The 21,630-nt window shown below is 51.6% G+C and carries 17 protein-coding genes; 9 read left to right on the forward strand and 8 right to left on the reverse strand.

The window, feature by feature from the left end:
• Positions 1-378 precede the first annotated feature (378 nt).
• Positions 379-540 carry a lmo0937 family membrane protein gene (locus ACYVIY_RS24810; RefSeq protein ID WP_460979212.1) on the forward strand — a complete coding sequence of 54 codons (162 nt, stop codon included), beginning with the start codon at positions 379-381 and terminating at the stop codon, positions 538-540.
• A 225-nt stretch (positions 541-765) separates the two neighbouring features.
• Here the strand turns inward: ACYVIY_RS24810 and ACYVIY_RS24815 are convergent, their stop codons facing one another.
• Positions 766-1,839: an endonuclease/exonuclease/phosphatase family protein gene (locus tag ACYVIY_RS24815; RefSeq protein ID WP_460979213.1), complete on the reverse strand. Its 1,074-nt coding sequence runs from the start codon at positions 1,837-1,839 to the stop codon at positions 766-768.
• A 301-nt stretch (positions 1,840-2,140) separates the two neighbouring features.
• On the opposite strand from ACYVIY_RS24815, the gene ACYVIY_RS24820 reads away from it, so the two are divergent.
• Together ACYVIY_RS24820 and ACYVIY_RS24825 are read left to right on the forward strand one after the other, a co-directional pair.
• Positions 2,141-2,389, forward strand: coding sequence for a YtxH domain-containing protein (locus ACYVIY_RS24820; protein WP_460979214.1), 249 nt, complete (start codon positions 2,141-2,143; stop codon positions 2,387-2,389).
• 32 nt (positions 2,390-2,421) lie between these two features.
• On the forward strand, positions 2,422-2,805 hold the full coding sequence (locus ACYVIY_RS24825) for a YtxH domain-containing protein (protein ID WP_460979215.1): 384 nt from the start codon (positions 2,422-2,424) through the stop codon (positions 2,803-2,805).
• A gap of 393 nt (positions 2,806-3,198) precedes the next feature.
• Here ACYVIY_RS24825 and ACYVIY_RS24830 read toward each other — a convergent pair whose 3' ends face one another.
• The 3 genes from ACYVIY_RS24830 to ACYVIY_RS24840 all read right to left on the reverse strand — a co-directional run bounded on the left by ACYVIY_RS24830 (position 3,199) and on the right by ACYVIY_RS24840 (position 7,117).
• Entirely contained in the window at positions 3,199-3,837 is a 639-nt protein-coding gene (locus ACYVIY_RS24830) for an NAD(P)-dependent oxidoreductase (RefSeq protein ID WP_460979216.1), read from the reverse strand.
• Positions 3,838-3,901: 64 nt separating this feature from the next.
• Positions 3,902-4,720 (reverse strand): AraC family transcriptional regulator, encoded by an 819-nt coding sequence (locus tag ACYVIY_RS24835; protein WP_460979217.1) that lies wholly within the window; start codon positions 4,718-4,720, stop codon positions 3,902-3,904.
• 150 nt (positions 4,721-4,870) lie between these two features.
• Entirely contained in the window at positions 4,871-7,117 is a 2,247-nt protein-coding gene (locus tag ACYVIY_RS24840) for a sodium-translocating pyrophosphatase (protein ID WP_460979218.1), read from the reverse strand.
• A gap of 289 nt (positions 7,118-7,406) precedes the next feature.
• On the opposite strand from ACYVIY_RS24840, the gene ACYVIY_RS24845 reads away from it, so the two are divergent.
• On the forward strand, positions 7,407-9,920 hold the full coding sequence (locus ACYVIY_RS24845) for a PIG-L family deacetylase (RefSeq protein WP_460979219.1): 2,514 nt from the start codon (positions 7,407-7,409) through the stop codon (positions 9,918-9,920).
• 75 nt (positions 9,921-9,995) lie between these two features.
• Here ACYVIY_RS24845 and ACYVIY_RS24850 read toward each other — a convergent pair whose 3' ends face one another.
• The 3 genes from ACYVIY_RS24850 to nudK form a co-directional block, all read right to left on the reverse strand.
• Complete coding sequence (locus ACYVIY_RS24850) at positions 9,996-10,916, reverse strand: helix-turn-helix domain-containing protein (RefSeq protein ID WP_460979220.1); 921 nt, start codon at positions 10,914-10,916, stop codon at positions 9,996-9,998.
• 73 nt (positions 10,917-10,989) lie between these two features.
• Positions 10,990-12,000, reverse strand: coding sequence for an aldo/keto reductase (locus ACYVIY_RS24855; RefSeq protein WP_460979221.1), 1,011 nt, complete (start codon positions 11,998-12,000; stop codon positions 10,990-10,992).
• A gap of 131 nt (positions 12,001-12,131) precedes the next feature.
• Positions 12,132-12,716 carry a GDP-mannose pyrophosphatase NudK gene (nudK, locus tag ACYVIY_RS24860; protein WP_460979222.1) on the reverse strand — a complete coding sequence of 195 codons (585 nt, stop codon included), beginning with the start codon at positions 12,714-12,716 and terminating at the stop codon, positions 12,132-12,134.
• A 27-nt stretch (positions 12,717-12,743) separates the two neighbouring features.
• Here nudK and ACYVIY_RS24865 point away from each other — a divergent pair, with 27 nt between their 5' ends.
• The 5 genes from ACYVIY_RS24865 (at position 12,744) to ACYVIY_RS24885 (ending at position 20,644) form a co-directional block, all read left to right on the forward strand.
• Positions 12,744-13,523, forward strand: coding sequence for a DeoR/GlpR family DNA-binding transcription regulator (locus tag ACYVIY_RS24865; RefSeq protein WP_460979265.1), 780 nt, complete (start codon positions 12,744-12,746; stop codon positions 13,521-13,523).
• A gap of 53 nt (positions 13,524-13,576) precedes the next feature.
• Positions 13,577-17,473 carry a hydantoinase B/oxoprolinase family protein gene (locus ACYVIY_RS24870; protein WP_460979223.1) on the forward strand — a complete coding sequence of 1,299 codons (3,897 nt, stop codon included), beginning with the start codon at positions 13,577-13,579 and terminating at the stop codon, positions 17,471-17,473.
• Positions 17,474-17,704: 231 nt separating this feature from the next.
• Complete coding sequence (locus tag ACYVIY_RS24875; protein ID WP_460979224.1) at positions 17,705-18,565, forward strand: SDR family oxidoreductase; 861 nt, start codon at positions 17,705-17,707, stop codon at positions 18,563-18,565.
• Between the two features lie 127 nt (positions 18,566-18,692).
• Positions 18,693-19,607: a helix-turn-helix domain-containing protein gene (locus tag ACYVIY_RS24880; protein WP_460979225.1), complete on the forward strand. Its 915-nt coding sequence runs from the start codon at positions 18,693-18,695 to the stop codon at positions 19,605-19,607.
• Between the two features lie 98 nt (positions 19,608-19,705).
• Entirely contained in the window at positions 19,706-20,644 is a 939-nt protein-coding gene (locus ACYVIY_RS24885; RefSeq protein ID WP_460979226.1) for an ADP-ribosylglycohydrolase family protein, read from the forward strand.
• A 65-nt stretch (positions 20,645-20,709) separates the two neighbouring features.
• Here the strand turns inward: ACYVIY_RS24885 and ACYVIY_RS24890 are convergent, their stop codons facing one another.
• Positions 20,710-21,579, reverse strand: coding sequence for a hypothetical protein (locus ACYVIY_RS24890; RefSeq protein WP_460979227.1), 870 nt, complete (start codon positions 21,577-21,579; stop codon positions 20,710-20,712).
• Positions 21,580-21,630: the final 51 nt, after the last annotated feature.

Below are 21,630 nucleotides of genomic sequence, written 5' to 3' on the forward strand. Positions count from 1 at the left end.
TATAGTGCCGAAACCGCGCTTTATTAAAAAATTTGCGTATTTCTACCCATAATCATCGATAGATTAGCCACTTGCGTTAAAAAGAGACTTAGTCTTACTTATAAACCCACCAACTCGATCAATTTGTAATCGCGATCTATTGCGCTTTATTTCTACGATAATTCCACAGTTGTAGAGCTTTTTCCCCAACTAGTTCAGCCGACCTTTTTACTGATGTTACCGCTAATAGTAGATGTTATAACGAGTTTATATCTCATTTACAAGCTTATATGGCTACTTACCCTCCTACATCACCTATAGCGGAGAAACTTGGCACAACTTTTTCTAAGTAAAATGGTAACGGCGAGATAATTCGTTCTGATTTACTCACGAAACGTTATGGGAAACCTTCTTTACACGATTGCGGTGATTTTGATCATCATCTGGCTGTTGGGGTTCCTCGGATTCAATAGCTTTGGATTGGGAGGCTTAATCCACGTACTGCTGGTTATCGCCGTGATCGCGATTATTTTACGCCTGATTCAAGGGCGTGGTGTGTGAAGAAGTCGAGTACCAAAAAGATATTGCGTGACTAGTGGCAGTTCCACAGCTCACGAACACAGTATTCCTAACAAATAGTACGTTTAGGTTTAGGTGGTTTCATTTTAGGTTAAGTACAAGTTACGGTGGGTACGGAATCCCTGTGTCAAGTTGAACACAGGGATTTTTTTGTGTCTCTATACCTAGAAGCTAAACATAAGTCAACCGGGCATGCTCGCAGTTCTGCTACGTAGCTTTATCAATAATCTTCTTCGTTTCGCTTAGGTCGTCATGTTCAGGCTCCGGAGTCTCTTCTTGGGCTTGGGGCGTCGGTGCATAAATCAGTGACACCAGAATAGGGAAATGATCGGAGCCGCAATTCGGCAGCCGTTGGAGTGTCTCCAATTGAAAATGGTGAGACACAAATACGTGATCGAGTGGCCAGCGCAGAAAGAAATAACGGGCGTGAAACGTACTGAACAAACCCCGCCCAACCCGTGGGTCCAGCAGTCCACTTACCCTCTGAAACAAACGGGTTGTATGCGACCACGCTACGTCGTTCAGATCACCAGCTACGATGATTGGCCCGTCGAGTTTACGAGATTCTTTACCAACCAGTAACAATTCGGCATCACGCTCCGTAGAACGGTAATGTTCCGTGGGGCTCGGCGGCATCGGGTGAACTCCGAAAAAGTGAATCTGTTGTCCGGAGGGCAACGCTAATCGGGTGTATATAGACGGAATGTCGTCCTGGATCAGGAAACGTAGCTCCTGATGGTTGATGGGCAGCCGCGAATACATAAGCATACCGTACGTATTTTCCAGTGGATAAAGAATCCGGTAGGCATAGCTCGCTTCAATGGGTTGCAGGGCGCGTCGCCAGGTTTCATTCGTTTCCAGTAATAAAACCACATCCGGCTGATGCGTCTGGATCAGCGCCAGAACGTCGGGCGTTCGGGTGTTGTCCATGAACACGTTGGACGTCAAGAGACGGATCCGGTTTTGGGTAATAGCCGACTCGTCACCAACCGGTTTAAGCGCCTTCACCTGCGGGGCATGAAAAAACGTGTATGGATAGATCAGCCAGCCCTGATACAGCATAGCGGCCAATAGACCGAATGGAATAAGACCAAACGGCCAGCTAAAGACAGGATTGATAACTAACCAGCCGACAAATCCGGCCGTAGTTAAAGCCGTTAACTGAAGGTGAGGAAAATCCCAGATCCGAATCCACCAGTAGTCGAGTCGGACGAAGTGGATGAATGAGGCCAGAACAAAAAAGCTTGCATAAATCGTGAAGAAAAGTAGTGTAGGTGTCATTACCCGAAGTAAAGGTTGGTGGCTAAGCAACTCGCAAAGCGTGGTCAAATGTTTTCTTAAAGTCTAATCCTTAGTTATTGTCGCTGATTGTCAGGAGGGAGATGTCATCTGCCCGACGGTCGTCAATTGGGTAAAACCTGGACGTCGTTGTAGAAAATACTCCTCAACTTGATAAAAATAGACCTTACTGTAATGACCAGATAACTATTTTATCCACAGCGAGTTACTGAATATATCACAATGTGGTACAAAATTTTCTAAAGGGAAGGCGTATCCAATCATCACACTAGACCAAGAACACATGAAATCACTACCAGGTGTCTTAGTGGGAATAGCAGTTGGCGCAGTTATTGGCGTCCTGCTAGCCCCGGAAAGTGGCAAAAAGACTCGTAAGCGAATTTCGTCGGAGTCTGACTCGTTTTTCAAAGACCTTCAGGATCAGCTTCAGTCAGGTCTTGAAAATATTAAAAATCAGTACAACGACTACGTAGATTCGGCTGTCAGCAAAACGCAGGATGTAGTCGAGCAGACGAAGCGCAAAGCGAAGTAAACCATCACTAATCACCTAAAACAAGCAAAGCAATGAGAAGTACAAGAGATTTTCTGACAGGCATTATTACGGGCGTTGTTATTGGGTTGTTAACAGCCCCACGCAGCGGTAAAGAAACCCGCGATAAACTGGTTGAAGAAGCTAACAAACGCTCGGGCGATCTGAAAGATCAGTGGGAAAAAGGCGTAGCTCAGGTGAAAGAAGGCTACGAGCAGGCAAGAACTCAGGTTGATGAATACGCTGCCAAAGCGAAAGATCAACTGAACCAATATAAAGATCAGGCGCAGTCGGCCTACAATCAGGCACAGTCGAACAAGGAAGACGTAAAAAGCCAATACAACGACAAAGTTGACCAATTGGCTGATGATGCGGAAAGCACCATCGAGAATAATAAAGACTCCTTTAAAGTTAGCTAGGTGCTAACACCTGATTTACTCAACGTCTTGAAAAGAGGGGCCCACCGGAATTTCCGGCGGGCCCCTCGCTTTTTAACGTAAACTATCGATCAGACCTAAGTTAATACAGGCTAGGTTAACGTGAATCATGGATCAGAAGTAAGTTAACTGTCTTCTGTTGAACTCTATAAAATAACAAAATATGTCATCCCGACGATAGGACCGGGCCGCCGGAGCGGAGATCTTCGGATGAGGCTGACATCACCTCCGGCCACAGAAGATCCCCGCTCCGGCGGCCCGGTCCTATCGTCGGGATGACAAAAATTAAGCTTATTTAGGTACGGAGATCAGCTCTTATTCACGTCAAATCAACATCGACTTGCTTCTGCGCGTCAGCCTTTCATCTAGATGGGATTAATACGAGACGCCAGGTGTTTTGCGGAGATACGTATCATCGGTTAACTGCTTCAGCATAAAATCTGCTACGTCGGCACGGGCTATTTTAACCTTGAGCGCCTTGTCGGTAGCCGCAAACCCGTGCCGATACTGGCCAGTACGCTGGTCATCAGTCAGGTTACCGGGCCGAACGATCACCCAATCCAATTGGCTCTGCTTGATGTATTCTTCCTGAAGGGCGTGATCCGCAAAGCCTTTTCGCAGGATAAACGGCACGATGATATACTTAAAAATGAAAGGGGTCATGTCCAGTACGTCCCGACTATCACCGTAGCCAAGTGAGGTTTGGCAGATTAGTCGCTGGACACCGTTTTTCTCCATGGCCCGAATGGTATTCTGGGTCCCTTCCGAGCGGATGGTACCAATTTTATTAGCCGGAGACCCGATAGCCGATAGAATTGCGTCCTGCCCTTGTATGGCCCGTTCCAGCGACGGGTAATCCAGTACGTCTCCCTGAACGATAGTCAGGTTAGGGTGAGTCAGGTTGAGTTTGGCGGGGTTACGCGCAAAGGCAGTAACCTGATGGCCTTGTGTGAGGGCCTGTTCGACAAGTTGGCGACCCGTGCCGCCGGTTGATCCAAGAATAAGCAGTTTCATAGTGTTTTTTTTGACAAAACTAGACCCCTGCTTATCCCGAAAATAGAACAAAACCGACACCTTGCTACGTAGCCAGTAGCGAAAAGTTCTCGGCTACGTCGCTGTTCTGCTTCTGAAACTGATAGGGTGAAACTCCCGCAAATTCTTTGAAGGTGCGAATAAAATGCGACTGGTCGGCGTACTCCTGCTCAAACGCTATATCGGAAAGCTTATCATACGTGTTGTTTCTGAGTTGCCCCAGCGAAGCCTGAAATCGGCAAATTCGGGCAAAAAGCTTAGGCGAAATACCAACCCATTGCTTAAACCGGCGCTCAAAGCTTCTCTCTGTTAGCCGCAGGTCAACCTGTAGCTTTTTTAGGGATACGTTGCCGTTTGACGTGATCAGGTGTGTGAGCGCGTATTTCATGGCAGCGTTGTCGGTTTGTTCGCTGCTTTTGGTAAGCTGAACCGTTAAATACGATGAAATCAGGCTGATCTGATTAGCCACCGAAGGCGCATTCAGCAGTTGCTCCCCCAACGGATACCCTTGTTGCCGGGACAATAGATTCAGATCTGTACAGTCGTTGGTGAGTTCATCCGCATCGAATTTGAATACGCTTTTTAACGCATCAGGGTAAAAGACGACGCCAATTGTCCGATGTTTACCAGACGAGGTAATCTCGGTGCACTGGGTTGTCTGCCCATACAGAAACAGGTCGGGTAGCTCCTTTTGGTTCTGAATAAGCGCTCCTTCGTTTGATTGATGGAACATAATTCCCGGGCAACCATCAGCAATCGGCCTGAATATAGTCGATGGCGTGTCGGCGGTCGTAGTTTCTAAGGTCCAGATGTACCGAACGTACCCACGCAGGTAGTCAGACGGTTGTATTTCCCGGTAGTTCATAAGTTTCTCCGTCAGTCGTAATTAACCGGCCTGTCTTCTTCCTTTAATAACCTCAGCTTATACTGACAAAGGAAGCTTAACAAACATAAAAACAAATACGCCAATTTCTGTCAGAAATTGGCGTATTTGTTTCATATCCGAGCGTTTGGTTTAAGGACGTTCGGTTTCGTCTTCACCCGTATTTGGTGTGCTGATCGTATCGTTATCGGCCGCTGTCGATTGCTCCAGGGGAACTTCGGTTCCTGCTGCTTTCTTGCCCTCTCTGGCCGAGTTCGGTATATCCGACGAAGGCACGGCAATGTAAGGAGCAATAACCAGTGAAACGATCGACATCAGTTTGATCAGGATGTTCATCGACGGACCAGAGGTATCTTTGAACGGATCACCAACCGTATCGCCCGTTACCGATGCCTTATGCGGCTCCGACTTCTTGTAGTACATCTCGCCGTTGATCTCAACTCCTTTTTCGAACGACTTCTTGGCGTTGTCCCAGGCACCACCGGCGTTGTTCTGGAAAATCCCCATCAATACACCCGATACCGTTACGCCCGCCAGCAATCCACCGAGTACTTCAGGGCCAAAGATGAACCCGACAATCACCGGCACCGTCAAGGCAATAGCGCCTGGCAACACCATTTCGCGGATCGATGCCTGAGTTGAAATCGCTACGCACTTTTCGTATTCCGGTTTGCCGGTTCCTTCCAGAATGCCCGGGATTTCGCGGAACTGACGGCGCACTTCCTCCACCATTTTCATAGCAGCCCGACCCACGGCGGCAATCGCCAGTGAGGAGAAAATAAAGGGAATCATTGCCCCGACAAACAAGCCAGCCAATACGTCGGCCTTATAGATGTCGATGGCCGAAATGCCCGATATACCCACGAAAGCGGCAAACAAAGCCAGGGCCGTCAGCGCAGCCGACGCAATAGCGAATCCCTTTCCGGTTGCAGCCGTGGTATTACCGACCGCATCCAGAATATCGGTACGTCCGCGCACTTCTTCGGGCAGGTAACTCATCTCCGCGATACCACCCGCGTTATCGGCGATTGGTCCGAACGCATCGATGGCCAACTGCATAGCCGTGGTGGCCATCATACCGGCCGCCGAAATAGCGACTCCGTACAGACCCGCAAAATGATAGGATGTGTAGATACCAGCAGCCAGCACCAGAATCGGCAGCACCGTGGATTCCATACCGACCGAAAGACCACCGATGATGTTGGTAGCCGCGCCCGTTGCCGATTGGCGAATGATGGATAATACCGGACGGCGACCCATTGCCGTATAATACTCCGTGATAGTCGACATCAGGGCCCCAACGATCAAGCCCGTTACAATAGCGTAGAATACGTCCATGCGCGTAAACTCAACGCCCCGAATCTCCATCGTTACGTCGGGCAGATAACTGGTTACCAGAAAATAAGACGCGATCAGGGTGATGATAATAGAAGCCCAGTTACCGAGGTTCAACGCCCCCTGTACACTGCCGTTATCGTTCTTGATGCGTACGAAATACGTAGCGATAATCGAGAAGATCAGGCCAAGACCAGCAATCATCATCGGTAAGACGATGGGGGCGTGTCCGGTAATGTTAGCTTCCTCCGGAATGCGAATCTCGCGACCCAGTACCATCGTTGCCAGAATTGTCGCCACGTACGAACCGAACAGGTCAGCGCCCATACCTGCTACGTCGCCTACGTTATCCCCGACGTTATCGGCAATAGTAGCCGGGTTGCGCGGATCATCTTCCGGAATACCGGCTTCTACTTTACCAACCAGGTCAGCCCCAACGTCGGCCGCTTTGGTATAGATACCACCGCCTACGCGGGCAAATAAGGCAATTGATTCGGCCCCGAGCGAAAAACCGGCCAGGACTTCAAGTGCTTTTTCCATGGGCAGGCCATTTACGTTACCGTCGGGCCCGACATACATGTTATATAAAACAATGAACAGGCTACCCAGGCCTAGAACGGCCAGACCCGCTACGCCGATCCCCATTACCGAACCACCCGTAAACGATACGTTCAGGGCATTGGCCAGGCTGGTACGGGCCGCATGGGCAGTACGTACGTTTGCCTTCGTAGCGATGTTCATGCCAATGTAACCCGCTAAGGCAGAGAGGAACGCACCGAGTAGGAAAGAGAGACCAATGATGGGACTGGAATTTTCGACTAGTGTACCGGAGTACGCTAATAAGATGGCCACAATGATACCAAAGTACGTTAAGACTTTCCATTCGGCCTTAAGAAATGCGATGGCGCCATCGGCAATGTACGACGCGATTTCCTGCATCCGGGCATCCCCAGCGTCCTGACGCGATACCCACAGGAATTTTGTGAACATGACCAACAAGCCAACAATACCCAGGAGGGGAACCAGATAGATACTGTAATTCATGCGATTGATTAATAGGTTAGAAATTTGATTGCTCGCAAAGATAGAATTTGCCCTTTCATAACCCAACGTAATAAGAGCCCCTGGTTGACTTTTTTCGAGGTTTTTTACAGTTATTCCTAGAATTGCCTCTCCCCGGTAAACCGCCTTTATCCAGCGTCGAATGATTTAATACCTCCGCTATTTTTATACTCGTTGTTAATACGTACTATGAAACGTGTTACGCCGGAAGGCGTATTTAAACGCCCGGAGCGGTTATATTTGCCAGTATTGATTTCCAATTGAAGAGCCCGTGAAAAAACGCTCCCTACTCTCTGTCTTCCTGTTCCTGATTATCGCTTCGGCTGGTGTTGCCCAGGTGCCCTACGGCCCGATTAAAACGGCATCGTCCAGCGACATACTGTCAAACCTCAAGAAGCTGGACGTACTCGGCTCAGTGCTGTACGTAGCGGCCCACCCCGATGATGAAAACACGCTGCTGCTGGCCTATATGGCCAAAGACCGGCTGGTCAGAACGGCGTATCTGTCGTTGACGCGGGGCGACGGTGGGCAAAACCTGATTGGCCCCGAGCAGGGCGAGAACATTGGCGTCATCCGCACGCAGGAGTTACTGGCCGCCCGGCGCGTTGATGGTCCTGATCAATATTTCAGCCGGGCCTATGACTTCGGTTTCTCTAAATCGACTAACGAAGCCGTTCGGACCTGGGGCCAGGACAAAGTGTTGGCCGATGTCGTCTGGATGATCCGTAAACACCAGCCCGATGTGATTATCACGCGTTTCCCGCCCGATGCCCGCGCGGGTCACGGTCACCATAGCGCGTCGGGTTTCCTGGCCGAAGAAGCCTTTAAAATTGCGAACGATGCCAGCAAATTTCCAGAGCAGTTGGCGTACGTAAAACCCTGGCAGGCTAAACGCATTATGTGGAACGTGTTTATTCCGAATGCGTTTTTCAGCAACAAAAAGCCCGACGAGCCGGGCAATCTGATCGGCATAGAGACGGGGTTATACAATCCGCTGCTGGGCAAATCGTACGGGGAGATTGCGTCCGAGAGCCGGACTCAGCACAAAAGCCAGGGGTTTGGTGTAGCAGCCAACCGGGGGGCACGCATGGATTACCTGCTGCTGAAAGGGGGTGATCCGGCCGAGAAAGATCCGTTCGACGGGATCGACCTAAGCTGGAAACGCGTCCCGAACAGCGAATCGGTGCAGACGCTCGTTAATCAGGTGATTGCCCAGTTTAAACCCGATCAGCCAGCCGCGTCGGTACCCGCGCTGGTCCAGTTGTACAGTGCAATCAGTAAGCTGGATACGTCGAATATCTACGTAAAAACGAAACGTCAGGACATTCAAACGCTTATTCAGCAGTGCACCGGCTTATGGTTTGAGACGAACCCAGCTAGTTACGCAGCTACGCCCGGCGAGACTATCCAGCTGACGACCAACGTAGTGGAGCGCTCTACTCAGGCGGTTAAACTAGTCGATATTCGGTATTCGACCGGCAAAGACACTACGCTGAATCTGGCGCTCAAACCGAACGACGTCGTAGTATGGCCGACAACGGTAACGATTCCGAAAACACACAAGATTTCGCAGCCCTACTGGCTCGAAAAACCCATCGACAAAGGCTTATTTCAGGTAGACAACCAGCAGTTGATTGGCTTACCCGAGAATCCGCCCGCCTTATCCGCCAGTTATACCGTTGAGATAGAGGGCCAGCGCTTTACGTTCACCCGACCGATTGTTTACAAATCAACGGACCCCGTAGACGGCGAGACTTACCGTCCATTCATCGTTCAGCCCGATGTTACGGCTAATCTGGGTGAACGCGTGTATGCGTTCTCAACCAGTGCGCCCAAAACGGCCGAGGTGGTGGTACAGGCCGGTCGTGCCAACGTATCGGGCACCTTACGACTATCCGTACCGGCGGGCTGGCGGGCAGAGCCGGCTTCGCTGCCGTTTACGCTGGCCAAAAAAGGCGACGAACAGCGGCTGTCATTCACCATATCGCCAACGGCGCAGGCAAAAGACGGTAAGCTACAGGGGGTGATGACAACCAGTTCGGGCACATTCACGACGGGTTTACGCGTGATTGCCTATAAACACATTCCCACGCAGACGCTCTTCCCCCCTGCCGAAGCCAAACTGGTGAAGCTGGACGTAAAGGTAACGGCTAAAAACATCGGCTACATCGTTGGAGCGGGCGATGAAGTACCAGCGGCTCTGCAACAGATGGGGTGCCGGGTAACCCTGCTCGGCCCGGCCGAACTGAACGGAAATCTGGCGGCCTACGATGCCATTGTGGCAGGTGTGCGGGCCTATAACACCAACGACTACCTTGCCCGTTATCAGGCCAAACTCCTGGACTACGTCAAGAACGGTGGCAATTTGATTGTTCAGTACGTAACGCCGGGCGGATTTGCGAACAACGGCGGCATAAAAGTAGCGCAGCTTGGCCCCTACCCTTTTACGGTTGGCCGCGACCGCGTGACCGAAGAAGACGCCAAAATGACGTTCATTAATCCAGCGCATCCGCTGCTCAATACGCCTAACAAGATCACGGAAGCCGACTTTTCGGGCTGGATTCAGGAACGCGGCCTTTACTTCGCTCAAGACTGGGACAAAGCGTACGAGCCTATCTTCTCCGCCAACGACCAGAACGAAGCGCCGAAGCAGGGTAGTCTGATTTACGCCAATTACGGCAAAGGGCATTATATGTATACGGGGCTGGTGTTCTTCCGGGAGCTGCCTGCGGGTGTACCCGGCGCTTATCGGTTGTTTGCCAATATGATTTCGGCAGGAAAATAAAGAAACGGAACCCTACTTATAAAACGCCAAAGCCAGTTGATGAGACTGGCTTTGGCGTTTTACAGGTATTCTGAATTAGTTAAACGAGTGCCGGAATTCAAGGGGTGATACGTTGGTCTTATTTTTAAATAACTTGCTGAACGACTGCGGATACTCAAACCCAAGCTGATAGGCAATTTCACTTACCGACATCGACGTAGTGCTCAGGATTTCTTTCGCTTTGTCGATCAACTTGTTCTGAATGTGCTGCTGTGTGCTTTGGCCGGTTAGGGACCGCAACGAATCGCTCAGGTAACTGGGCGACAGATTCAACTGGTCGGCGAGGTAATGTACTGTAGGCAAACCCGATTTCTGTACAGCATCACTGTTAAAATACTGGGTGAGCAACTCTTCGACGCGAACCAGCAGATCGCTGCTGGCCTGCTTGCGGGTGATGAACTGCCGATTGTAGAACCGGTTGGCGTAAGTAAGCAATACGTCCATATGAGCGACGATAACATCCTGGCTAAACGTATCAATTGCCGAATGATATTCCTGTTCGATGTGCTTCACAATGGACGCAATCATGGCCTCTTCTTTCTCGGAAAGATGCAGCGCTTCATTCACCGCGTACGAGAAATAGCCATACTCGTTTATGCGTCTGGCGAGCGGATAGCCCTGAATAAAATCAGGATGAACGACCAGCCACCAGCCGTTCAGCGCAATCTGATCGGTTGCATCGGTAGCGATGACCTGACCGGGCGAAAAAAACGTCATAACTCCCTCATCAAAGTCGTAGTAGTTCTGACCGTATTTCAGTTTCCCGGCGAAGTCTTTCTTGATGCAGATCGAATAGAAATTGTAGACAAAACTACCAACCAGCTCCGAACAAGAAGTCCTCAAATCGCTCAGGTTGATCATGCTCACCAACGGATGCTCCGGCCGGGGCAGCGATAGTAAGCGGTGTAGTTCAGAAATTGAGTTGATAACGTGGGGAGCAGTCGCCGTCTTTTTCATCGAGAGAATCCGTTAATCAACCGGAAGAACTCTGGATAACTTAATCGAGTTCATCCGGTTGATATAAAGCCGTTTACTTATCGATCCAGGTCATGCCCACTTCATCGTAACGAGCCCCGGTCGACGTTCCCAGCGGAATAATGCGTTCTAATCGGTTCAGGTCGTCCGCGCTCAGGGTGATGCTGGCTGCCGCTATGTTCTGCTCAACATACGGAACGCGTTTCGTGCCAGGAATCGGCAGTGAACCTTTTGCAATCGCCCACGCGATGGCCAGCTGCGACGGTGTTACGTCTTTTTCGGTAGCCAGTCGTTTTATCTCGTTGACCAAGTCAAGGTTTTTGTAAAACTGTTCGCCCTGAAACCGGGGGATGCCTCGCCGAAAGTCATCTTCCGCAAAATCATCGGGACTTTTGATGTCGCCCGATATAAAGCCCCGTCCCAGGGGCGAGTACGCGACCAGACCAATACCCAGCTCCCTGAGCGTATCGACGATGCCAGCTTCTTCCACCTCCCGCTCAAACAACGAGTATTCGGTTTGCACGGCGGTTAACGGGTGAATACGGTGAGCGTTTCGGATGGTCTCCGACGACACCTCCGACAGACCGATGTATCGAATTTTGCCTTCCTGTACGAGTTCAGCCATTGCGCCAACCGTTTCTTCAATCGGCGTGTTAGGGTCAAGCCGGTGCAGGTAATACAGGTCGATGTAGTCAGTACCGAGGTTTTTCAACGACCGTTCGGCGGCTTTCTTTACGTAGGCCGGCTGCCCGTTGAATTGCCAGGTCAGTTGTTCGTTGTCATCGATTTCGAAGCCAAATTTGGTCGCGACGATGTACCGATCGCGCTGGCCTTTTATGGCTTTGGCAACGAGTCGCTCGTTTTGCAGCGGACCATACAAATCGGCCGTATCCAAAAAATTACCGCCTAACTCCAGCGAGCGATGAATAGTCGCGATGGCTTCCTCTTCATTAGCTCGTCCGTACACATCGGCTCCATTAATCTGAGACATGCCCATGCAGCCAAGACCCACTACTGGAACGATGAGCCCCTGACTGCCTAGCTGAGTTGTTCGAATTCTGTCCATTTGCTTGTTCATGTGATTAATTAACAAGACAAAGGTCAGCCAATGTTCTCGGCGAAAAGTAGCCCAATCGCTTGTTGTTGTATCCAGATCAACGGCTTCCGTATTCCGAAGCCCAGCCTGTTACGTGTAGCCTAGTTCATCGTAGCCAGCTGCTTCAGGCGCAGGTACTGGAGCAGCATAATCGTTTTACCATCCATGATCTCGCCGTTATCGACCATGTCCAGCGCCTGACTGACGGGCAGCTCCAGAATATCAATCTCTTCTTCGTCAATACCGCCCCCCGCATTTCGCTGCGTATCGGCCGAGTACTGAGCGATGTAGAAGTATAGCTTTTCAGTAACTGAACCGGGGCTCATATACGCTTCCATCACTTTCTGCACCGACTCAATCCGGTACCCCGTTTCTTCTTCCGTTTCGCGCCGGATGGCGTCGTCGGGGTGTTCGTCATCGAGTAGGCCCGCGCAGGCTTCGATCAGCATACCCGACGAATTTCCGTTGACAAACGTCGGCAGGCGAAACTGACGCGTAAGAATCACCGTATTGGCGTCCGGATTGTGCAGAAGAATGGTCGCGCCGTTTCCCCGGTCGTAGGCCTCACGTTGCTGGGTTGTCCATTCGCCATTTTTCTTGAGGTAGTTAAACGTAAAGCGTTTCAATACGTACCAGTTGTCAGAAAGTAGCTTCTCCTCCGTTATTTGTACTCGACTAGTACTCATCTTGTTTAAATTTGTTTGATTTTGTTTATTTTTGAACAAAACAAATCATTGCGCATGAATTTTCAACATCGGAAGCAACTTATTGTACAAACGGTCGAAGAGCGGGGCTCGGCTGACGTGCGTGAACTCGCCGAATTGCTGCAAACGTCGGAGATGACCGTCCGGCGCGATCTGGTTCAGTTGGCGGCTTCCGGTTTGGTATATCGGACGCGGGGCGGAGCCATGAAAGTAAGCGCGGCCACCGATCAATTTCGGTTTTCCAATAAAGCTGCGGTCAATGCTGAGCGCAAGGATTACATCTGCCAGTTAGCCGCGCAGGAGATTCAGGAAGGTGATGTGATTTTTATGGATTGCGGCAGCACCGTTTTCCGGTTATGCCAGTTTATTCGCAACAAACGCATTACGGTCGTTACCAATTCCCTGCCGATCGTGGCCGAACTCATGTCAGCCGACGTAACGGTTAACCTGGTCGGGGGCGAAGTCGATAAAGGTCGGCAGGCGGTTCATGGCCTGATCGCCGAAGAACACATTGCCCGCTACCGCGCCAACCGGGCGTTTATCGGTGTCGACGGCATTTCGCTCCAGCATGGATTGAGCGCTAACAGCGAAAAAGAAGCCAGCACCGCCGTAGCCATGGCCCGTCAATCGGCCAGAACGTATTTACTTTGCGACTCGTCGAAGTTAGAAACCAACAAATACCTCTATTTTGCGCCGTTGACCCTGTTTGACGTATTGATTACGGACAACGAAGCCCCTGCCGAACTGGTAACAACGTATCGGCAAGCGGGCGTTACGCTCATCAATTAAAGCCTGTGATTGGCGGGGCAACTTCCCGAAACCGCGCTTACCTCTCATAACCCATGTGGCAAATCTGGATTGATACGGGTGGTACGTTCACCGACGGCCTGGCCCTTAACCCCGACGGCATTCTGCACCGTACGAAAGTCTTAAGCAGCAGCCGACTGCGCGGACGCTTGATTGAAGGCCGTGTAGAAGCCGCCTGGTTAACCACTCCCCTCTTCGCCGGGTATCAACTCCGAATCATTGAAACGGACGAAATCTATCAGGTTGACTCGCTGGACGTTGATGGTACGTTACGGATCTCCAATCTAAGCGGACGGTCCGGCTCACTGGCGGGTTCCTTCACGATCGAACTTTTTACCAACGAAGAAGCGCCGGTTCTGGCCGCCCGACTGCTGACCCAGACACTTCTTCACCAGGCGTTTCCCGCGCTGGAAATGCGGCTAGGCACCACAAAAGGCACGAACGCCTTACTCGAACGAAAAGGTGGTCGGGTGGCCCTGCTAGTGACAAAAGGTTTTCAGGATCTTCTGCTGATCGGTACGCAGCAACGGCCCAACTTGTTTGAACTGGCCATTCCACCCGCCGAAGTTCTCTATGACCAGGTGCTGGAAGTCGACGAACGGGTCTCTGCGGACGGGCAAATCCTAACGCCTTTGTCGGATGAAACCGTAGCTTCACTGCTGGATCATTTGCGGCAAACAAATCCCGACGCCGTAGCGGTTTCCCTGCTGAATGCGTACCGAAATTCCGTCCACGAAGAGCAGCTCCGGCAGGCTCTTCGCACGGCTGGGTTTCAACTGATAACCTTATCTACGGACGTATCAACTTCGCCTGGGTACGTAGCGCGTACGCAAACGGCCGTCGTGGATGCCTATCTGACGCCCGTCCTCCGCACTTATCTACAGAACGTGCAGCAGCAGTTGGGCGGGCATCCCGTACGGGTCATGAGCAGTTCGGGGGGGCTGATCCGTGCCGATCTGTTTCAGCCGAAAGATAGCCTGCTGAGTGGCCCGGCTGGCGGAGTGATTGGTGCTGCCAGCGTTGCCGACGGCATGAACGTATTAACGCTCGATATGGGCGGCACCAGTACCGACGTAGCACGCATTCAGACTCATTTGGATTACCGTTTTTCGACCAAAATTGGTCCGTTTGAGCTGCAGCTTCCGGCACTGGCCATTGAAACCGTAGCGGCCGGGGGCGGCTCGGTCTGCTGGTTCGATGGCTCGCAGTTGCGCGTGGGGCCACAAAGCGCCGGAGCGAATCCGGGGCCTGCCTGTTACGGTGCGGGCGGACCGCTTACCATTACTGACGTAAATCTGCTGCTGGGTAAGCTCCACCCAAACCAATTTGGTATTCCGGTTTTCCGAGAAAAAGCCCAGGTGGCTTTAGGCCGCATTGTCGATGAAATCGCCAAAAAAACCAGCATCCCGCCCGATGCAACCGTTTTGCTGCGTGGTTTCGAACGTATCGCCAACGAGACGATGGCCGGTGCAATCCAGAAAATCTCTGTAGCCCGCGGCTTTGATCCGACCGCCTACGGACTCCTGGTTTTTGGCGGTGCGGGTGGACTGCACGGTTGCGCCATCGCCCGACGACTCGGTATGAGCCGGATTCTGCTTCCGTTCGATGGGGGATTGTTGAGCGCTTACGGCATTGGACAGGCCAGAATCGAACGCATAACGTCGAAGTCCATTCTGCAACCGCTTAGTCAGGTTGACGCCGATTTACCCGCCATACGTGCCGAAGTCGAGGAACAGGCCATAACCTTGCTGCGGCAGGATGTGGGCCCGGATAGTCCGGTGGCGGTTCAATCGGTACTGCTATTTCTTCGGTTGCAGGGTCAGGAAACAACGTTGACCATTCCGTTCGACGAGGACGGGTATCGGCCGCTGGCCGACCAGTTTCAGGAAGCCTATCAGCACCTTTACGGTCATTACCCGACGAATACCAACGGCCAACCGCGCCCTATTGAAGTGGAAAGTATGCGCGTGCTGGCGAGTACCATCAGCGACCAATACGCTACTAGTGGCTCACCGGTGAGTCATCGCCATGCCGTGCCCGCCTTTTTTGCCGGTGAGTTTCCGGCATACGATTGGACCATTTTGCAGGAAGGCGATACGTTTCGTGGCCCTGCGTTGCTGCTGAACACCACGTCCTCGGCCTTCGTCGAGCCCGGTTGGCGGCTCGTTGTTCAGGCAAACCGCAATGTTATTGTTGACTATATCGAAGACGAAGACGATTCCTTTCCCGCCGAATTACCGGCTGATTCAGGCCATGAGACGCGTGTTGATGTCAACTCATCCTCCTCGCATTCTGGACGTATAGGTCAGATTGATGACGTCATTCAGCTGGAGTTGTTCACCCAGCGTTTTCGGGCGATTGCCGAAGAAATGGGCGCTCAGCTACAACGCACAGCGTTTTCAGTCAATGTAAAGGAACGGCTTGATTTTTCCTGCGCCTTACTCGACGCCAACGCTGAACTTGTTGCCAACGCCCCGCATATTCCCGTTCACCTGGGCAGCTTAGGCGTCTGCGCCCGCTTGACCGTAGCCAAACTACCCGTCGGACCCGGTGATGTGGTCATCGTCAATCACCCCAAATACGGCGGGTCGCACCTCCCCGACGTTACGTTGCTCAGTGGTGTGTTTACCAACGAAGATCCGTATGGCCAGCAGCACCTGATTGGCTACGTCATCAACCGCGCTCACCACGCCGAAATCGGCGGCAAAGTACCGGGTTCAATGCCCCCCGATGCCGTTTCTTTATTGGAAGAAGGGGTTGTGCTGGAACCGCGCTACGTAATGAAAGCCGGGGAATTTCAATGGGATGGCCCAACGGGTCTGGAACAGCAGTTCACCCAGGGTCCTTACCCAACGCGCTCGCTAGCCGAAAACCGCGCCGATATCGAAGCGGCCTTAGCCTCGCTGCGAGCCGGAGAAACTGCGCTGCGTGAACTAGTTTATCAGCACGGCCTCAGCACCGTTCATCAGTACATGACGCAGTTGAAACAATCGGCAAGTCAGGCGATTTCAGCGGTTCTGCACCCCCTCAACGGCCAGAGCTTTACCGCCGAGGAATCGCTCGACGATGGCCATACCATCCGCGTAGCTATCCGCGTAAAAGACGGTCGCATTACGTTCGACTTTACAGGCACCTCGGCTGTCCACCCCAACAACCTGAACGCGAACGTATCCATTTTGTACAGCGCCATACTGTACGTTATCCGGCTCTGGATCGCTTCTAATCAGGCTGATGAGTCAACGACTCCGGTAAGCATTCCGCTGAACGAAGGGCTGATGGCACCGGTCGATTTGATTCTACCGGATTCGTCGTTTCTCAACCCGATATTCCCCGATGAATCAGCGCGTTGCCCTGCCGTTGTGGGCGGCAATACCGAAGTCAGTCAGCGGCTAGTCGATACGTTGCTGAAAGCGTTGAATCTGGCGGCTTGTAGCCAGGGAACCATGAACAACTTTCTGTTCGGCAAGTCGGGCGCGGCCTCGGGCGCTTTTGGGTATTACGAAACCATCGGTGGGGGTGCCGGTGCAACTCATGGCGCAGACGGACGTTCGGCCGTACACCAGCACATGACCAATACCAAACTCACCGATCCCGAAGAACTCGAACGGCGCTACCCGGTTCGATTACGTCAGTTCAGCATCCGTACCAACTCAGGAGGGGCCGGTAAATGGACCGGTGGCGATGGCATCATCCGCGAGATTGAGTTTCTGGAGCCTGTGCAGGCCACCCTGCTCAGCCAGCACCGCGTTGTCTCTCCCTACGGGCTGAACGGTGGAGAAGATGGGAAACCAGGCCGACAAACGCTGATCTACAATGATGGTCAGGAAGATGCATTGCCCGGCATTTTCACGCGGGCAATGCAGGCAGGCGAGCGAATCCGTATCGAAACGCCCGGTGGTGGGGGCGTTGGCCGGTCAAATCGTACGGAGTAACTGGCGTGGCTATTGCAGAAGTCACTATCGTATACGAAATCAACGAACTCTGTCTCGTAGCTTCTCCCAACCCTATCAACAGAGCTTTACGCTACCCGTTAGGTCTTTGCTTATTGATGTGAACTGATCGATCTATACGGTTCGTTAATTTGGCTACGACAATCACAAATCTGGCTACGTTTGTGTGTTGAGTCTACCGGACCTTTGTCATGAGCAAAACCAAACAACATCATGATCTTAGTAACCGGGGCTACAGGCCACTTAGGCAACGCAGTCGTTCAACAGCTATTGCAAAAGCTACCCGCCAGCCATATTGCCGCCTTTGTGCGGGACAAAAACAAAGCCATCGACTTAACTGAACAGGGAGTGTCCATACGTATTGGGACTTACGACGATATTGACTCCCTCGACAGTGCCATGCAGGACATTAAAACCGTTTTGTTGATTGCCGGGACGGATGAAGAAAACCGGGTCCGTCAACATCAGCAGGTCGTGGACGCGGCCCGAAACGCACAGGTTCAGCGGATTGCGTATACGAGCCGGGCGTTGAAAGACCGGACTACGCTGGTCAACCGGTTGATGGACGGGCACTTTCAATCGGAAGATTACATTAAAGCAAGTGGGCTGGCCTATACGCTGTTTCAGAACAGTCTGTACCTGGACGCCATTCCGCAGTTTGTGGGTGGAGACGCCGTGTTTGAACGCGGTATCTACGTACCGGCCGGGGAGGGCCGGGTTGCACTTGCGCTACGTAGTGAGATGGGCGAAGCGATGGCCAACGCTCTGTCTAATGAGTTTGAAGGCAACATAACGTACCAGCTCACCGGCAGCGAATCGTATTCCTTCTATGATGTAGCGGCTGCTTTGACCGATCTATCCGGTAAGCCAGTGACGTATACACCGGCTGAGCCAGCGTCTTTTGAAACGCAATTGATCGGGCGCGGTTTACCTCCTGTTGTAGCTCGTCGAATTACCGGATTTGTGACCGACATCGCCAACGGGCAGGAAGACGCCATAAGCCCCGACCTGGAAAAGCTGCTCGGCCGAAAGCCGATTGCACTCAAAGAAGGGTTATCATTGTTGTATAGTTAGTGACTAAGAAGCGGGGAGAGAGAAAGGTGAAGTGAGGAGTACGTGTAAGTCCCGTGTGCTACGGCCTAAGTCTTAGAATGCCTTACTCCTCGCTTCTATCTTCTCACTCCTACCTATTTACCCACTTATGCCAACGGAGTTGTTGCACCGAATCGATTCGATAGCCACGTATCATCAGTTTGCGGGTCTGCCTAAGCCCGCTCACCCGCTCATTAGTGTGATTCGGTTCGACGACGTCAAACCGCAAAAGAGTGAATCACCCAGAAGCATCGTTAACAATTTTTATTCGATTGCGCTGAAACGAAACTTCAACGGTCGGATGAAATATGGTCAGCAGGCGTATGATTTTAACGAAGGCGTGATGGTCTTCCTGGCGCCTGGTCAGGTACTTACTGTTACAGCCGACGAATCGCATGAGCATACGGGTTGGCTACTAATGATTCACCCCGACTTTTTGTGGAATACGCCCCTCGCTAAAACAATTCGGCAACATGAGTATTTCGACTATTCCATTCGTGAAGCCTTATTTTTGTCGGAGAAGGAAGAACTGATGATCGTTGGGATCATTCAGCAGATTCAGCAGGAATACCAGGCACCAATCGATAAGTTCAGTCAAAATATTATCATTGCTCAACTCGAGGTGCTGCTTAATTATGCCGACCGGTTCTATCAGCGTCAGTTCATTACCCGGAAGATTACCAACCACACTATTCTTGACCGATTCGAAGCCGTACTTGATGCTTATTTTAGCAGCGGTGAACTCTTAAAAACCGGTTTACCAACGGTTGGGTACCTGGCAGAGCAAGTTAATCTGTCGCCTACCTACCTGAGTAGTTTGTTAAAGACGCTGACTGGGCAAAACGCCCAACAACACATTCACGACAAACTCATTGACAAGGCCAAAGAAAAATTATCGACGACGGATCTGTCAATTAGTGAAATTGCCTACTTGCTGGGGTTCGAGCATCCACAGTCTTTCAGTAAATTATTTAAGAGTAAGACTAATGCCACTCCGCTCGAATTTCGCCATTCGTTCAATTAGTGAATCCTGTGCTAGTCAGGTGAGGTAATTATTCCGTTTATTTTTACGACCAGTATTGAAGTCAGTCAAAACCAACTTCCACAACAGCCAAGGGTACTATGGTTTCAAAAATAAAAGGAGCTTTTTTAGGAACGGCCATCGGCGATGCACTGGGTGTCCCCGTTGAGTTTAAATCGAGAGATTACCTTCGCAGCAGCCCCATAACCGATTATATAGGGTATGGCACCTGGAACCAACCACCGGGTACGTTCTCCGACGACAGCTCTCTGGTATTTTGTACCGCAGAAAGCTTGTGCAATGGCTTCGACCTATCAGATATAGCCACACGCTTCATTCGGTGGGCTCATCACGGCTACTGGGGCGCTCACGATACTGTCTTCGACATTGGCAATGCAACCAGCGAAGCCATCGACCGGTTGCACAGCGGCACATCTCCGAAATTATCGGGCGGAATGGCTGAATTTAGCAATGGGAATGGCTCGCTCATGCGCATACTTCCTATCGTTTTCCACTTGCGTAATGTGGAATCAGTCAATGAACGATTTGAGGTTGTTAAACTAGTATCGGGCATCACTCATCAACACGTACGGTCAGTTATATCGTGCTTTATTTACGTTGAATTGTGTTCAGCTTTATTTACGGACGTAGACAAGTTGACGGCCTACGAAAATGCGCAGCAAACAATCAATCAATTTATTGCTACCCATAAGTTCTCGCCCGAAGAAATAGCCTTATTTGACCGGCTCCTGAAAAACAACATTTCCCTTCTGTCAGAAAATGAAATACGGAGTTCGGGGTACGTAATCGATACACTGGAAAGTAGTATATGGTGCTTCCTGACCACCTCGACCTATTCATCAGCGGTGCTGAAAGCGGTTAACCTAGGCGGTGACACAGATACTACAGGTGCTGTCACAGGTGGTCTTGCTGGTTTATACTATAGCGATGAATCTATCCCGGCTCATTGGATACAAGGCCTAGCCAAACATCAGGAAATCAGCGAACTGGCCGAGCGCTTTGCTCAATCGTGTGTTTGAACTCGGTCAACCATCTTCGGTAATGACATACAGCACTCAGCAGACGACAAGGCCATATTACGCGGTTAAGGACACATCGAACTGGCCTGAGTCAGGTATCGCTTTCCGTTGAGCAGGATGCCGTTGCCACCGCTGTTGTTGGTCAAGGCTAGTCGGGCCACGCGCCCATTGCGATACGTAAGTATCACTACCGTCTGACTGCCTTCGGTTATCACGCGCCAGTTACCAGTGTTACCGTCCTGAGTAACCGCCGAAAACGAATCATTCGCATTCGAACTACTGGCCGAGGCATCGGTGGCGTAAATAAACGTACCGTTGGCACACAGATCGTAGGATTGCTTCTCCGAAAAGCCGCTGGCGGTATAAAAATACAGCAACTGCCGACCGCTCAGCCGCTGCTGCCACTGCCGGGCTACCGCCGATGTCTGCGGTTTAGTGAACGTAACGCTGGCGGCTATACTCTTGAGCGTTTGGGATAACTCCGCATTGTACTCAGCCTGCGGAGCAATCGTCGTTAGTGACACGCCACCACCATTGGGCGAAACCAGGGTCAGCACCGTGAGCACAACCGGTTGACTCCTGAGCGTTCCCCAGAACGTAGCCAGCGCTCCATTGGACCCGTACCGTTCCTTACGGACCTGGAGCGACGTATTGCTGGCGGCATCCTGCTGGTCGTAGGCATCACTGAGCACGGCCTCAACACTGGCGTACTGATGCGGGCTAACCGTCAGGATCGTTTGCCGACCGGCCCGCATAAACACCCAGCCACCCTGCTGGCTCTGCAACGTCCAGCCAGCCGGACCGTTAAACTGGTAACCGCCGTTAGGGTCACTGAAGGATTGCCCGGTCGAGCGCGAAGGAACCGGGCTTTGCGCCCATCCGGTGAGCAGAGCAGGCCCTAAACAGCCAAGAAATAAAGCAGTTCGCAGCTTCATAGGAACGTAGACGAAGGGTTCGATGCCGGGCGTTACGGCTTAGCACCAACA

This window comes from Spirosoma knui (assembly GCF_054780635.1).

Bases quoted from the DNA above. Each gene is read 5' to 3' on its own strand.
- ACYVIY_RS24810 (WP_460979212.1), top strand. From the start codon at position 379: ATGGGAAACCTTCTTTACACGATTGCGGTGATTTTGATCATCATCTGG.
- ACYVIY_RS24815 (WP_460979213.1), bottom strand. From the start codon at position 1,839: ATGACACCTACACTACTTTTCTTCACGATTTATGCAAGCTTTTTTGTT.
- ACYVIY_RS24820 (WP_460979214.1), top strand. From the start codon at position 2,141: ATGAAATCACTACCAGGTGTCTTAGTGGGAATAGCAGTTGGCGCAGTT.
- ACYVIY_RS24825 (WP_460979215.1), top strand. From the start codon at position 2,422: ATGAGAAGTACAAGAGATTTTCTGACAGGCATTATTACGGGCGTTGTT.
- ACYVIY_RS24830 (WP_460979216.1), bottom strand. From the start codon at position 3,837: ATGAAACTGCTTATTCTTGGATCAACCGGCGGCACGGGTCGCCAACTT.
- ACYVIY_RS24835 (WP_460979217.1), bottom strand. From the start codon at position 4,720: ATGAACTACCGGGAAATACAACCGTCTGACTACCTGCGTGGGTACGTT.
- ACYVIY_RS24840 (WP_460979218.1), bottom strand. From the start codon at position 7,117: ATGAATTACAGTATCTATCTGGTTCCCCTCCTGGGTATTGTTGGCTTG.
- ACYVIY_RS24850 (WP_460979220.1), bottom strand. From the start codon at position 10,916: ATGAAAAAGACGGCGACTGCTCCCCACGTTATCAACTCAATTTCTGAA.
- ACYVIY_RS24855 (WP_460979221.1), bottom strand. From the start codon at position 12,000: ATGGACAGAATTCGAACAACTCAGCTAGGCAGTCAGGGGCTCATCGTT.
- nudK (WP_460979222.1), bottom strand. From the start codon at position 12,716: ATGAGTACTAGTCGAGTACAAATAACGGAGGAGAAGCTACTTTCTGAC.
- ACYVIY_RS24870 (WP_460979223.1), top strand. From the start codon at position 13,577: ATGTGGCAAATCTGGATTGATACGGGTGGTACGTTCACCGACGGCCTG.
- ACYVIY_RS24875 (WP_460979224.1), top strand. From the start codon at position 17,705: ATGATCTTAGTAACCGGGGCTACAGGCCACTTAGGCAACGCAGTCGTT.
- ACYVIY_RS24880 (WP_460979225.1), top strand. From the start codon at position 18,693: ATGCCAACGGAGTTGTTGCACCGAATCGATTCGATAGCCACGTATCAT.
- ACYVIY_RS24885 (WP_460979226.1), top strand. From the start codon at position 19,706: ATGGTTTCAAAAATAAAAGGAGCTTTTTTAGGAACGGCCATCGGCGAT.
- ACYVIY_RS24890 (WP_460979227.1), bottom strand. From the start codon at position 21,579: ATGAAGCTGCGAACTGCTTTATTTCTTGGCTGTTTAGGGCCTGCTCTG.